The sequence below is a fragment of the Pseudoalteromonas sp. 2CM41L genome, from assembly GCF_023161905.1.
Lineage (GTDB): Bacteria > Pseudomonadota > Gammaproteobacteria > Enterobacterales > Alteromonadaceae > Pseudoalteromonas > Pseudoalteromonas atlantica.
Genome location: NZ_JALNTN010000002.1, coordinates 248232 through 262750 on the forward strand (window position 1 = coordinate 248232; position 14519 = coordinate 262750).

Genomic DNA, 14519 nt, shown 5'->3' on the forward strand with positions numbered 1-14519 from the left:
GAACACGATTGTAAGCATCACTAATTATTAGTTTTGATGTTAAGCGGTAATACAGTTGTAAAGGATAAAGATAATAAAATGGCTATAAAAAAACATTTGGCAGTTTCAAGTTTATTGGGTGCAAGTTTTGCAGCCCTGGGCCAAAACTCCTTTATTGTTGAAGATTTAAAAATTGAAGGTTTGCAACGTGTAGCACTTGGTGCAGCACTAACGCATGTTCCTATCAATGTGGGCGATAACGTTGATGACTATACGATTTCAAAAACAATAAAGTCACTTTATCGTTCAGGTCACTTTGACAACATCAAAGCGTTACGCGATGGTAATAACGTTATTTTTAAAGTGACTGAGCGTCCTACTATTAGCTTTATTGAGTTTGAAGGCAATAAAGATATAAAAGACGAGCAGCTTAACGAATCACTCGATCAGCAAGATATTCGCCAAGGTGAACCGCTTGATAAAACCGTTATCGATAATATCGAAAAAGGGTTGGTTGAGTTTTTCCACAGTATTGGTAAATACAATGCCACCGTTGATATTAGCGTAACTAAGCTGCCACGTAACCGTGTAAAGCTTAAGCTAGAATTTGACGAAGGCGAAGCCGCCTCTATTCGTCAAATCAACTTAGTGGGTAACGAATTATTCTCTAACGAAGAGCTTTTAAAGCTTGCTGAATCGCAACAAGATTTACCGTGGTGGCAGTTTATGGGTAGCGACCGTTACCAAAAACAAACCATTGAAGGCGATTTAGAAAAAATTCGCAGCTTTTACTTAGACCGCGGTTACTTACGTTTTAATATTGACTCTACGCAAGTATCAGTAAGTCCTGAGCGCGAATCTGTGTATGTAACTGCTAACTTAACAGAAGGTGTTAAGTACACAGTTAAAGGTTTTGACTTTATCGGTGATTTACTTGGCCGAGAAGAGCTAATCAAAAGCGTTATCCCACTTCGCGCCGGCGAGCTTTACAATGGCTCAGTGGTGACCTCATCTGAAGAATTTATCAAAAGCTACTTAGCGCGCTTTGGTTATGCCAATGCCGAAGTACGCACAATTCCAGAAATTGATGATGAAAAACAAGAAGTGCAACTTACGCTGTCGGTAAATCCGGGCAAGCGTGTGTACGTACGTCGTATCATCGTTGGTGGTAACCAAAATACAGCTGATGAAGTACTTCGCCGCGAAATGACACAACTTGAAGGTGCATGGTTATCTAATCAAAACCTTGAGCGCTCAAAGCTGCAAATTCAACGTTTACCGTACATGGAAACTGTTGATTTTAACGTAGTACCAGTACCAGGTGTAGATGACCAAGTAGACGTAGATTTTACAGTAAAAGAGCAATCGGCCGGTAGCTTTAACGCGGGCTTAGCGTATGGATCATACGCAGGGCTTCAGTTTAATATTGGTGTGACCGAATCTAACTTTTTAGGTACGGGTAATCAAATTGGCTTAAACTTAAATACCTCTACTGGTTCTGAAAGCATTAGCTTGTCGTACACCGACCCTTACTTTACGCCAGATGGTGTATCGCAAGGCAGCAGTATTTTTTACAACAACTACGATGCCAGTAAGTTTAGCTTAGTAGATTATAAATCAACAAGTTACGGCATTGGCACTAATATTGGTTTCCCAATTGATGCGGTAAACCGTGTTAACTTTGGCGTACGTTGGATTCAAGAAGAACTTTCAGAAATTGCCGAGTACGAACAAACACGTGTACTACGCGAAACCTTCTTAGATGAAGAAAACCCAGATGCTGGCTTTGACTTTACTAAATATGAGCTAAGTGTTGGTTGGTCGCGTATCACAGTTAACCGTGGTTTATTCCCAACAGCGGGTTCGCGCCAAACATTAAATTTAACAGCCACAACGCCTAACTCTGATCTTCAGTATTTTAAACTGAACTACGATTCGCGTTTTTACTGGCCAATATCGAATGACCACCGTTGGGTGTTCTCAACACGTGCAGCGCTAGGTTACGGTAATGGTTATGGCTCAACAAACGGTTATGAGCAAACACTGCCATTCCAAGAGTACTTCCGTATAACAGAAATGGAACTACGTGGCTTTGACCGTAATACAATATTACCGCGTGCGGTATCACGTGTTCCTTTATCAATCCCTGGTACGCCAGGTGCTGATGGTACTACAACAGGTAGCATTGGTGGCTCTGATGAGTTTGATATTTTAGTACCACAAGGGCGTATTGGTGGTAATGCAAAAGCGGTTGCAGGTATGGAGCTAATTGTACCTACGCCGTTCTTAGATGAAGAAAACACCAGCTCTGTACGTACCAGTTTCTTTGTAGATGCTGCCAACGTATGGGATACTGAATTTAACGTTGACCGTTTCCAAAACTTAGCGCCAGATGAGCGTGCTAAGTTAGATGATTACTCTGATCCAATGCGCTTTAGGGTATCAACCGGTTTATCTTTACAATGGATCTCTCCAATGGGTCCAATGCTGATTAGTTTTGCGTATCCATTGCAAAAAGAAGAAGATGACGATACAAAGACCATCAGCTTTAATATTAGTAACACTTTCTAAAGGAGTTTTTTGTGAAAAAATTATTTAAATCAACAGCAGTAGCCGTGTTAGCAACATTGATGATGGGCACCTCTGCAAGTGCATTTGCCCACAAAGTAGGCATTGTTGATATGCAAGAGATCTACAAGCAAATTCCTCAAATGGCTAAAATTGAGCAGTCTTTACAAACTGAGTTTGCTGAGCGTCGTCAAGAGCTTGAAAAACTACAAGGCGACATTCGCTTTGAAGCAGAAAAATTTAAGCGTGAAAGCACTACAATGAGCCAAGCTCAAAAAGATGCACTACGTGATAAAATCCAAGGCATGCAACAAAACCTTGCTGAAAAAGGTCGTCCTTTAGAGCAAGAAATCAAAGCACGTCAAAACCAAGAGCTTGCTAAAGTTCAGGGTTTAATTATTAAAACAATTGAAGAAATTGCTAAAGATGGCGACTTCGATGAAGTTAAAGTTAAAGACACTACTATTTACTTTAACCCTAAAGAAGTAACTGATCTTTCAAGCAAAGTTGTATCAGCAGTTAGTAAGAAATAATCACTCTATGCAAAATTATACGCTTTCGCACATTGCGGAACTTCTAGGCGCCGAACTTCAAGGTGATGGCGCTTTAGAAATTACAAAAATAGCTACACTTGCAAATGCCCGTTCTGGGCATATTGCATTTTTAGCGAACTCAAAATATCGTACGCAGCTTGAAACCACACAAGCCAGCGCTGTTATTCTTAGCAAAGCCGATGCACCGTATTTTAGTGGCGCAAAAATCATTGTTGGAAATCCGTATGTGAGCTACGCAAAGCTTGCACAATTTATGGATACAACCCCGCAAGCGGCGCAGCAAGGTATACACGCTAGTGCGACTATTCACCCAAGTGCAACGGTTAGCACAAGTGCTGCTATTGGCGCAAATGTAGTTATAGAAGCCGGTGCTGTGATTGGTGATAACGCACAAATTGGTCCGAACAGTTTCATCGGTGAACGTGTTAAAATAGGTTCTGGCACAAAGCTTTGGCCGAGTGTGACTATTTATCACGATGTTGAAATTGGCGCTGATTGTTTATTTCAAGCAAACAGTGTGGTTGGCAGTGACGGATTTGGCTATGCAAACGAGCGCGGGCAGTGGGTTAAAATTCCTCAGCTAGGCTCTGTGATTATCGGCGACAAGGTTGAAGTGGGCGCAAGCACAACAATTGACCGTGGCGCACTCGATAACACGATTATTCATAGTAATGTGATCATCGATAACCAATGTCAAATAGCACACAACGTTGAAGTTAACTCGGGTACTGCAATTGCAGGCTGTACTGTACTAGCAGGTAGTGTAACCATTGGTAAAAACTGCCAAATAGGTGGCATGACCGCAATTAATGGTCACATGTCAGTATGTGATGGTGTTATAATTACCGGCATGAGTATGGTGACTAAATCGATCACCGAGCCGGGTATTTACTCATCTGGTATGCCCCATACAACTAATAAAGAATGGCGTAAATCAATTGCCCACTTGCGTAATCTTTCAGACATGAAATCACGTCTTAAAGCGCTTGAAGCATTGGCTAAGTCATAACGTTGAACACTAATAAGGATGCTATTTTGGCAAACGAATTAAATAGCCTTGATATTCAAGAAATTTTAAGTTTATTACCACACCGCTACCCGATGCTTTTAATTGATCGTGTAATTGACTTTACGCCTGGCGAGTCACTGCATGCGATTAAAAATGTATCGGTTAACGAGCCTATTTTTACTGGCCACTTTCCAAATCAGCCAATTTTCCCTGGTGTGCTAATATTAGAAGCCATGGCGCAAGCCACCGGTTTATTAGGATTTAAAACAGTAGAAAACCGTAGCGATAACGAGCTTTACTTATTTGCTGCAGTAGATAACGCACGTTTTAAACAGCCAGTTATACCGGGCGATACAATGCATTTGCATGTAGAGTTTTTAAAAGAGCGTCGCAATATATGGAAATTTGCCGCTGAAGCAAGAGTCGACGGCAAGGTTGTATGTAGTGCCGAAATTATGTGTGCGAGAAGAGAGTTTTAATAGTGATCCATTCTACAGCAATAATCGAACCTGGCGCTAAACTAGGCAACAATGTCTCAGTTGGTCCATATAGCTATATTGGCAATGATGTTGTGATCGGTGATGACTGTATTATTGAGTCTCACGTTGTTATTAAAGGGCCATCTACTATTGGCTCTGGCAATCATATTTTTCAATTTGCGTCAGTAGGCGAAGCCTGCCAAGACAAAAAATATAACAACGAACCAACCACTCTTATTATGGGCGATAACAACGTTATACGTGAGTGTGCAACCATTCACCGTGGTACTATTCAAGACCAAGGTGTTACTAAAATTGGTAGTAATAACTTATTTATGGCGTATACCCACGTTGCTCACGATGCCGTAATTGGTAATAACGTTATATTTGCTAATAACGCAAGCGTTGCAGGCCACGTGCATGTAGGCGATTGGGTTATTTTAGGTGGTAACTCAGGTGTGCATCAATTTTGTAAAATTGGTGATCACGCATTTATTGGCATGTACTCAGGCGTTAATAAAGACGTGCCGCCATTTGTAACCACCATTGGTATGCCAGCAGGCCCTGCTGCGACCAATAAAGAAGGTATGAAGCGTCGTGGCTTTGAAAGCGACGAAATTATGGCCGTACGCCGTGCTTATAAAGCGTTTTATCGTAAGAGCTTAAGTGTGGACGAAGCAATTGCCTCACTAAGTGAAGATGCCGCTAAGTATCCTGCAGTACAAACCATGATTGATTTTGTGAAAAGCTCTGAGCGCGGTATCGTAAGATAAGCGCTTTATGCTTTTAAAAAAACCACCTAAGAGTAATCGATGGTGGTTTTTTATTGCCTATAAAATATTTTAATTCAGTACACACTCAGCCACGTAAGGTTAACCTTTGCGCGAATTTTTATAATTAAAGCGCATCTATGTCTTTTACTAAGTTAATTTTTACCCTCAGCTTTTTATCAATTTTAGCTGCGTGTAGCAGCCAACCTATAGTTACCTCTGCTAATGGCGAGCGTACTCAGTTAGGTAAAGCCTCTTATTACGCAAATAAATACCATGGTCGCACAACAGCAAACGGCGAAACATTTAGCCAAAACGCATCCACTGCTGCGCATTTAGAATTACCCTTTGGTACAAAAGTGAAGGTTACAAACTTGGCAAATAACAAATCGGTGATCGTGAGAATAAACGATAGAGGCCCGTACGTTAGAGGGCGGGTTATTGATTTATCGTTAGGTATGTTTAAAAAAATTGCCGACCCTAAAGTCGGCGTTATAGATGTATCCATCAGCGTTTTAAATGATTAACTTGATCTCTGGATAATATATCTATCTCAAGCAGCTATTTTTAGCACTAACTGCGTTGAATTTTCTTGCAATAGGCTAGCTATTGACGCGTAAATTCACCTTGTTTCCACTTAAAACTTCTAGCTAGAGAAAAACAGAATTAAGTTTCATTAATATTCGGTTGATTAGTAAATATCTTAACCAGAGTTCAAGTTATTTAAAATCGAGTAGTTAAGGCAACATAATCGGAATATGTTTCGCTAAGCTCTTTATGAGTGCCTTGCGCTACAAGGCTGCCATTTTCTAGCCAGATAATGTTATCCATTTGTGCTAAAAGAGCAGGGTCGTGGGTAATGGTAAGTACGCTTGCCTTACTCATTACCTGCATAATAGCGTTCATTACCGTTTGCTTAGATTGGTTATCAAGTCCTTCAGTAGGCTCATCAAGTACTAAAATGGCAGGGTTTTGTAATAAAGCTTGCGCAATGGCGATGCGCCTTGACTGGCCTTGAGAAACACTTCTCCCACCTGTGCCTAAACGGGTTTTTAATCCATCTTGTAGCTCATTAAACCAAGGTTTTAGCTGTGCAAGGTGAATGGCTTCAAGCATTTCTTCTTTTGTGGCGCTTGGCTTTGCATAGCGTAAGTTTTCACTTAATGTGCCATCAAAAATATGATGCTGCTGCGCGAGTATATTAATAACGCTTGCGCGGGTGTTGCTGCTTAGTGCGTGGAGTTCTTCTGCGTTATTTTCATCGCTTAGCCTAATACTGCCTTGCTGCACTGGCCATAAACCGGTAAGTAAATTAACCAAGGTGCTTTTACCACTGCCGCTTCTGCCTACAATCGCCACTTTTTGCTGTGCCTTAAGGGTAAAGCTGATATTAGTTAAAGCACTGTGCTCCTGGTATTTATAGCCAATGTTATTAAGCGCCAAAGTTGTATTGTTTTTATCAAACTGCATCGCAATTAACTCAGCGCTATTAGCTTCTTGCGCTGTGACTTTATCTTCCAGTGTAAATAGTCGCTCAGCGGCTTTGAGTACAGTGGGCAGCTCTATAAATGCATTAGGCAACAGCAATACAGTTTCAAAGCTTGCTAATACAAATAGGCTTAACATAGCAAGCTCAACATTTACCATAGCGCCGCTGTAAACCAAAGGCACAATAGTGACTATGGCGCCAAGCATAGCTAGCTGCACAACCAGCAAACTTAAACCGTCGCTATTTGCGAGTGCTTTATGGCGACTATAAAGTTGTTGATTATACTGCTCGTTTAGTTCATTACATTTTGAAATTTGCCCAGCACGTGCCTGATAAATACTCAGCTCTCTAAGGCCGGTTAGGGTGTCAGAAAGCTCTGCTCTAAGTTGTGCACTGAGCTGTGTTTCTTTATGGCTATTTTTATTTAATTTAGCACTTAACAGCGCAGGTAAAACAACACCAATTAATAAAATGCCTATAAAGCAAATAAGCGCAACATTGGCGTTATAGGCCGCCATAAACACCATAATTATGGGCACACTCAACAGCGCTACCAGCATAGGTAGTAATATGTTTAAGTAAAACTTATCAAGCGCATCCACATCATTTTGTAAGCGGTTAACTAAATCGGCGCTGCGGCTCATTGCTAAATCTACATTGTTTAGCTTACTTAGCGTGGCAAACATATTAACACGTATTTCACTAAGCAATAAAAATGTCGCGTTATGTGTTACTAAGCGCTCACCATAGCGTGATGCAGTTCGTACAATCGCTAAAAATCGAATGGTTCCTGCAGGTGTAAAGTAATTCATTTGTACGCCTGCAATACCCGCTGCCGCCATTGAGGCTAAAAACCACCCCGATATAGCGAGTAAGCCCACGTTTGCAAGTACCGTTAACGTCGCTAAAAAAGTACCCAGTAGCATGGCTTTATAATGCGGTCGGCAAAGCTTTAATAGCCTAATAAAATTAGTCATTGTTTGCTCCTTGCGCTTGTGAATTAAGGAGTGATTTAAATGCGCCTTGTTGCTGCTCAAGTTGGCTGTAAGTACCTTGCTGTGCTATTTCGCCATTTTGCATAACAAGGATATTGCTTGCGTTTTTCACTGTATTTAGCCGGTGGGCAATGACTAACACTAAGTGGTTTTTAGCGTAATTATTTATAGCCTGCTGAATAAGCTGCTCGGTTTGGCTATCAAGGTGGGCCGTCGGTTCGTCAAGCACTAAAATAGGCGCTTGTTTTAAAAACGCCCGCGCGAGGGCTATACGCTGCTTTTGACCGCCAGAGAGCCCTTCTCCCTGCTCACCTATCAGGGTGTCGAACCCATTCTCTAACGTGTTTATAAAATCTAAGGCGCCCGCTTGGTGTGCGGCTTGCTCAAGCTCTAGTTGCGTAGCGGCTGGTTTGGCTATTTTTATGTTATCGCTAATGCTTTGATAAAAAAGCGTTGGGGTTTGTGGGATCCACGCAATTGCGTTTTGTAATGTACTCATGTTTGTAGCATCAAGTGGTTTATTATTAATGCTTATTTGTTCAATCACCTGCGGATGAAATCCTAATAAACAATCAAATAAAGTACTTTTACCAGAGCCACTAGCACCCACTACTGCCACTAGCCCTTTAGCGGGTAGCGTAAGGTTTATATTTTTTATGCCTTCGTTACTGTTTGGGTAGGTAAAGTTTAAGTTGTTTATGTTTATTGAGCTTATATGCTCCTCAAACTTTGTTTCATGTTGCTGTGATTGCTCAGGAAGTGGGGCATTTAAAATAGTGACCATATCGGCCGCAGCGCTTATACCTTGCAAACGGGCATGGTAGTGGCTGCCTAATTGGCGCAGTGGTAAGTAAAATTCTGGGGCAAGTAGTAAAACAACAAAGCCGGTTGCAAAATCAAGCGTGCCAAAAAACAGTCTAAAACCAATGATTACCGCTACCAGTGCCACACTAATTGTGGCTAAAAATTCCAGCGCAAATGATGATAAAAAGGCAATTTTTAAAACACCGAGTGTAGCGTGCCTAAAGTCATCAGAAATTTTGGCTATTTGTTTAAGCTCTTTTTGCGTTGCGTTAAATAATTTAAGTTGTGTTAAACCTTGTACGCGGTCAAAAAAGTAATTACCTAGTACGGCCAGTTGCTGCCATCTTTTTTGATTTAACGCCTCGGCCTTTGAGCCCACCAAAATCATAAAAAACGGAATAAGCGGGGCGGTTAATAAAAATATTAAGCCTGCTTTATAGTCGGTTGGAAAAATAACCACCAAGATTGCCAGCGGAATAAGTGCGCTATAAGCAACGCCGGGCAAGTATTTAGCGTAGTAGTCGTGCAGTGCTTCAACGCCATCGTGCACGGTGTTGAGCGTGGCACCATGGCCGTGTTGTTCAATATAACTTGGGCCAAGTTGCGTTAATTTGGTTAGTAAGGTTTGGCGCATAGCCGACTTTATTTTAAGTGTCGCATAAGCACTGAGCCTTTCACTGATAGCTAAAAACAGGGCTCTGAGTAAAATAATACCCGCAAGTGGCCAAAGTAAATGGGTTACTTGGTTAAGGCTTGCGCCTTCAAACATTACGTTATGAATAGTTTGTGCCAGTAAATAGGCGCCTGCAATCATTAAAATAGCGTTAAATGTGCCCAGTGCAATACTTAACTTTAACCATGCACCCGCAGGCTTACTTTGCCGTTTTAAAAAAGCGCGCAGAGATTGCTGCTGCGCGCGATTTGGTCGGGGATTAGTCGTCATCTTTTGTGTTGTTAGCTTCGTTTAGTAAATCGTGCATCGGTTGTTCATCATCAGCTATGCTGTTTTTATTTTGATGAAACTCGTACCACATTACATTTATAACACCTAAGGTACAGGCTAAAAGTACACCTAAAATCCAAGCGAAATACCACATAATTTAGTCTCCTTAGTAGCTACCGTGCGTGTTGTTTTCAATTTCGTCTACCGTTACTCTGCGCCACATTTTTACGTAACACCAGGTGGTGTAGGCCAAAATTAACGGAATAAATATAACAACAGCAACAAACATAATATTAAGCGTTCTGTGGCTCGACACCGCATCCCAAATAGTTAAGCTAATATCTGGGTTATTAACAGATGGCATAATAAATGGGAACAGCGATACACCCGCCGTCATAATAACGCCAATTAACATAATGCTGGTTGAAATAAGCCCAAGTGCTGGCTTGTTTAGTTTAGAGAACAGTAAAGCACTGAGTGCCATAACAAAGCCTAAAATAGGGAAGGTCATTGCCCATGGGCGCTCGCTGTAATTATTAAGCCACGCACCTTGCGCTGTGCTTACAACTTTTGCCAACGGATCTGCATGGCTTTGCGTATCAGGCATAGAAACAATTTGGTAGCCATTTATGTTTGCCACCCAAAAACCCGCAGCCGCAAACAGTACAATAAATACCACTAATGCGTAGCGGCCATATTGCGCTGAGCGCTCTGCAACGGCATCTGCTGTGCGCAGTTGTAACCACATGCCTGCATGGGCAATTAACATAGTGATACTAATTAAACCTGCCAGTAGGCCAAATGGGTTGAGTAAGCCAAAAAACGAGCCTTGGTAACTTACACGCAGTAAGTTATCAATATTAAACGGTACACCTAAAAATAAGTTACCAAATGCCACACCAAATACTAAAGCCGGAATGGCGCTGCCTGCAAACAAACCCCAATCCCAGTTATTACGCCAGCGTTTAGAGTCTATTTTTGAGCGGTAATCAAAACCTAAAGGTCTAAAAAATAACGCAAACAATACCAGCATCATGGCAAAGTAAAAGCCCGAAAATGCGGCGGCATACACCATAGGCCACGCTGCAAATAAAGCGCCGCCTGCGGTAATAAACCATACTTGATTACCGTCCCAGTGGGCGCCAATGGTGTTAATTACCGTGCGGCGCTCTGAGTCTGTTTTACCAACTAGGCGAAGCAGCATCGCTACGCCCATATCCATGCCATCGGTAATTGCAAAGCCTATTAGCAGTACGCCTATGAGCAACCACCACAGCATTTTTAATGTTTCATAATCAAAAATCATAATTGCTCTCCTGCGTCTTTATCTGCTTTGTTTGGTAACTCAAAGTGATACTTACCTGTATGTAACGAGCTTGGGCCTTGTTTAATAAAGCGCACCATTAACCAACCTTCTACAATGGCAAGGCCAGTGTAAAAAATAATAAACCCAGTTAAGCTAATTAAAATATCGTTTACCGTCAGTGACGAGGTGGCTAAAAAGGTCGGTAATATTTCTGATATAGCCCAAGGCTGGCGACCATATTCGGCAACGATCCAACCAAATTCTATTGCAATCCATGGTAGTGGAATACTTAATACTGCAGCCCACAGTAGCCAACGTTTTTGCTCAATAATACGGTGTGCGTTGTAATAAAATGCCAATACAAACACGGCCAGCATAGCTACACCACAGGCCACCATAATCCTAAATGACCAAAACATAGGCCCCACTTTAGGGAAGGAGTCTTTAACTGCCATTTGAATGTGCTCTTCTGTGGCATCTACCACATTGGGGGTATAGCGCTTAAGCAGCAAGCCATAACCTAAATCGGCTTTAAGAGAATCAAATTTAGCTATGTTTTCTTCGCTGTCATCGCCATTTCTTAGCTTTTGGAGGTATTCGTACGCTATCATGCCGTTACGAATGCGTACCTCGTGTTTTTTCTCTAAATCAGAAATACCAATAACTTGCTCATCTAAAGAGCGGGTAGCAATAATACCCAGTGCGTAAGGTATTTTTACTGCTGCATGAGTTACCTGCTCATCCGAATCAGGAAAACCAAGCGCGGTAAACGCTGCGGGTGCTTCTTCGGTGTGCCATTCAGCTTCTATGGTGGCAAGTTTTACTTTTTGAACTTCGCCTACTTCGTAGCCTGATTCGTCACCTAATAAAATGACACACAATATGGATGCTAAACCAAAGCCCGATGCCACCGAGAACGAGCGCTTAGCAAAGGCTAAATCGCGACCTTTTAATATGTACCAACTACTAATGCCCAGTACAAACATAGAAGCGGCTACGTAACCTGCCGATACCGTATGAATAAACTTAACCTGCGCCACAGGGTTAAATACAAGCTCTGCAAAGCTGGTCATTTCCATGCGCATGGTTTGATAGTTAAACTCTGCCCCTACAGGGTTTTGCATCCACCCGTTAGCAATTAATATCCACAGCGCCGACATATTAGTACCTAGCGCCATTAAAAATGTAGCGCCCAAATGTTGGCGTTTAGTTAACCTATCCCAGCCTAAAAAGAACATACCCACAAAGGTCGACTCTAAAAAGAATGCCATTAAGCCTTCAATAGCGAGCGGGGCGCCAAATACATCGCCTACGTAATGCGAGTAATAAGACCAGTTAGTACCAAACTCAAACTCCATGGTCAGGCCCGTTGCCACCCCAATAGCAAAGTTAATACCAAACAATTTTCCCCAAAACTTAGTCATATCACGATAAATTTCGCGACCGGTCATAACATAAACCGATTCCATAATAACTAAAATCCAGGTCATACCTATGGTTAAAGGCACGAATAAGAAATGGAAGAGTGCGGTAACAGCAAACTGCAATCGCGATAGATCCACAAAGGTTTCATCTATCATTTTTGGCTCCTTGAGGGTGACGGGTTAACAAGGCAATTGATAATTGGCAAAGTTAAAATTAATGAACTTTCAGTAATTACTGAAAGTTTGGAATATTATTTACGTTTGCACAATTTTTGTCAATAAACATATTAGAAAAAGTTAATATATATTCACCATGCTACATCAGTATGAAATACAAACAATCGTTTGGTACTAAATTAGTTACAAATAATCGTTAATTTAAAGCGTTTAACCAAACATTAAAACACGGTAAACTAACCGCTATGAACGCCTGATAAATAAAGTCGAATGAATAAAGAGAAAAAACAACTACGTATTGGTATTGTGGCAGGTGAGCTGTCGGGCGATATTTTAGGCGAAGGCTTAATTAAAGCACTTAAAACGCACTTTCCAGATGCTATTTTTGAAGGCATTGCAGGGCCAAAAATGCAGGCGCAAGGCTGTAAAACGCTTTACGACATGGACGAGCTCTCGGTAATGGGGCTGGTTGAAGTATTAGGGCGTTTGCCGCGTTTACTTAAAATACGTAAGCAGCTGGTACAGCACTTTAAAGATAACCCACCCGATGTATTTATTGGTATTGATGCGCCCGATTTTAACCTACGGGTAGAAAAGCCTTTAAAAGATGCCGGTATTAAAACCATTCAATACGTAAGCCCGTCGGTTTGGGCATGGCGCGAAAAACGCATTCATACCATTAGTGCTGCCACAAATTTAGTGCTTGCTTTGCTGCCGTTTGAAAAAGAATTTTACGATAAGCACCAAGTACCGTGCACATTTGTAGGGCACACCTTAGCTGACGATATAGCGCTTGAGCACGACGATAGCCAAGCTCGCCAAGAACTTGGCCTAAATACCGACGACAAAGTACTGGCTTTACTGCCAGGTAGCCGTGGCTCAGAAGTAGGCTTACTCAGCGAAACCTATATAAAAACAGCTGCACAGTTACAAGCGCAAAACCCAGACCTTAAAATAGTGGTGCCGCTGGTTAACGAAAAACGCAAAGCGCAATTTAGTGAAATTTTAAATGCCACTGCACCAAATTTAAATGTAAACCTACTCGATGGTCAGTCAAAACTAGCCATGCAAGCAGCCGATGCTATTTTACTGGCATCAGGCACAGCAACGCTCGAAGGCATGCTGTATAAAAAGCCTATGGTGGTGGGTTATAAAATTAAGCCAATGAGCTATTGGATTTTTAAAACCTTGTTTACCTTTAACATTAAATATTTTTCACTGCCAAACTTATTAGCCGATGAAGAACTCGTGCCGGAGTTTTTACAAAGTGAATGTAACGTAGCCAATTTAACAGGTGCACTTACGCCTATGCTAAATACCGATAATAAAGAACTAAAAGCACGCTTTTTAGCCATCCACGAAAAAATTAGATTAAGTGCCAGCAAACAAGCAGCTAATGCTGTGGCGGAGTTAATAAATGCAAATTGAACGACCCAACGTAACCTTAATTGCCGGTGTAGATGAAGTAGGGCGTGGCCCGCTTGTCGGCGATGTTGTTACCGCTGCGGTGATACTTGACCCAGCGAATCCTATTGCAGGTTTAGCTGACTCTAAAAAGCTAACCGACAAAAAGCGCCAAGCACTGGCTATAGAAATAAAACAAAAAGCGCTGTGTTATGCCATTGGTCGTTGTAGCCCAACAGAAATTGACGAGTTAAACATTTTGCATGCAACTATGCTTGCAATGACACGTGCAGTTGAGGGGTTAAGTACGCAACCAGAGTTTGTATTTGTAGATGGTAACCGCTTACCTAAATTAGCTATGCCGGCTCAAGCAGTTGTTAAAGGCGATAGTTTAGTGGCTGAAATTTCAGCAGCCTCTATTTTAGCCAAAGTAGCGCGTGATGACGAAATGCTTGAGCTTGATACTCGCTACCCGCAATACGGGTTTGCAGGGCACAAAGGGTACCCAACTAAAGCACATTTTGCAGCGCTTGAGCAATACGGCGCTATTGATGAGCACCGTAAAAGCTTTAAGCCGGTACAACGTGTGCTAATGCAAGCAAAGGGCGAGGCATAAAT

The 14519-nt window shown here is 41.8% G+C and carries 13 protein-coding genes; 8 read left to right on the forward strand and 5 right to left on the reverse strand.

The window, feature by feature from the left end; all coding sequences use genetic code 11:
- Positions 1-78: 78 nt before the first annotated feature.
- The 6 genes from bamA (at position 79) to MTF64_RS03985 (ending at position 5886) form a co-directional block, all read left to right on the forward strand.
- On the forward strand, positions 79-2550 hold the full coding sequence (gene bamA, locus MTF64_RS03960) for an outer membrane protein assembly factor BamA (protein ID WP_054983479.1): 2472 nt from the start codon (positions 79-81) through the stop codon (positions 2548-2550).
- 11 nt (positions 2551-2561) lie between these two features.
- Positions 2562-3080: an OmpH family outer membrane protein gene (locus MTF64_RS03965; protein WP_004586927.1), complete on the forward strand. Its 519-nt coding sequence runs from the start codon at positions 2562-2564 to the stop codon at positions 3078-3080.
- 7 nt (positions 3081-3087) lie between these two features.
- Complete coding sequence (gene lpxD, locus MTF64_RS03970) at positions 3088-4110, forward strand: UDP-3-O-(3-hydroxymyristoyl)glucosamine N-acyltransferase (RefSeq protein WP_248450652.1); 1023 nt, start codon at positions 3088-3090, stop codon at positions 4108-4110.
- A 26-nt stretch (positions 4111-4136) separates the two neighbouring features.
- Entirely contained in the window at positions 4137-4589 is a 453-nt protein-coding gene (fabZ, locus tag MTF64_RS03975) for a 3-hydroxyacyl-ACP dehydratase FabZ (protein ID WP_004586929.1), read from the forward strand.
- Positions 4590-4591: 2 nt separating this feature from the next.
- Entirely contained in the window at positions 4592-5362 is a 771-nt protein-coding gene (gene lpxA / locus MTF64_RS03980; protein WP_029773689.1) for an acyl-ACP--UDP-N-acetylglucosamine O-acyltransferase, read from the forward strand.
- 137 nt (positions 5363-5499) lie between these two features.
- A complete protein-coding gene (locus tag MTF64_RS03985) occupies positions 5500-5886 on the forward strand; it encodes a septal ring lytic transglycosylase RlpA family protein (protein WP_024033818.1) in 387 nt (128 codons plus the stop codon).
- 196 nt (positions 5887-6082) lie between these two features.
- Here the strand turns inward: MTF64_RS03985 and cydC are convergent, their stop codons facing one another.
- From cydC to MTF64_RS04010, 5 genes are read right to left on the reverse strand one after another with little or no spacing between them, the layout of a single operon-like run.
- Positions 6083-7825 carry a thiol reductant ABC exporter subunit CydC gene (gene cydC, locus MTF64_RS03990; RefSeq protein ID WP_248450654.1) on the reverse strand — a complete coding sequence of 581 codons (1743 nt, stop codon included), beginning with the start codon at positions 7823-7825 and terminating at the stop codon, positions 6083-6085.
- A complete protein-coding gene (gene cydD, locus MTF64_RS03995; RefSeq protein ID WP_248450656.1) occupies positions 7818-9590 on the reverse strand; it encodes a thiol reductant ABC exporter subunit CydD in 1773 nt (590 codons plus the stop codon). Before cydD ends, cydC begins: the two co-directional genes overlap by 8 nt.
- A complete protein-coding gene (gene cydX / locus MTF64_RS04000; protein WP_004586934.1) occupies positions 9580-9744 on the reverse strand; it encodes a cytochrome bd-I oxidase subunit CydX in 165 nt (54 codons plus the stop codon). The genes cydD and cydX overlap by 11 nt, the downstream gene beginning before the upstream one ends.
- 12 nt (positions 9745-9756) lie before the next feature.
- Positions 9757-10896 (reverse strand): cytochrome d ubiquinol oxidase subunit II, encoded by a 1140-nt coding sequence (cydB, locus tag MTF64_RS04005; protein WP_282446963.1) that lies wholly within the window; start codon positions 10894-10896, stop codon positions 9757-9759.
- The gene (locus tag MTF64_RS04010; protein WP_004586936.1) at positions 10893-12476 is read right to left on the reverse strand and encodes a cytochrome ubiquinol oxidase subunit I; all 1584 of its coding nucleotides are present in this window, start codon (positions 12474-12476) and stop codon (positions 10893-10895) included. Before MTF64_RS04010 ends, cydB begins: the two co-directional genes overlap by 4 nt.
- A gap of 291 nt (positions 12477-12767) precedes the next feature.
- On the opposite strand from MTF64_RS04010, the gene lpxB reads away from it, so the two are divergent.
- Both lpxB and rnhB read left to right on the forward strand, forming a co-directional pair.
- Positions 12768-13925: a lipid-A-disaccharide synthase gene (lpxB, locus tag MTF64_RS04015; protein ID WP_248450657.1), complete on the forward strand. Its 1158-nt coding sequence runs from the start codon at positions 12768-12770 to the stop codon at positions 13923-13925.
- Complete coding sequence (rnhB, locus tag MTF64_RS04020) at positions 13915-14517, forward strand: ribonuclease HII (RefSeq protein ID WP_024033823.1); 603 nt, start codon at positions 13915-13917, stop codon at positions 14515-14517. Before lpxB ends, rnhB begins: the two co-directional genes overlap by 11 nt.
- Positions 14518-14519: the final 2 nt, after the last annotated feature.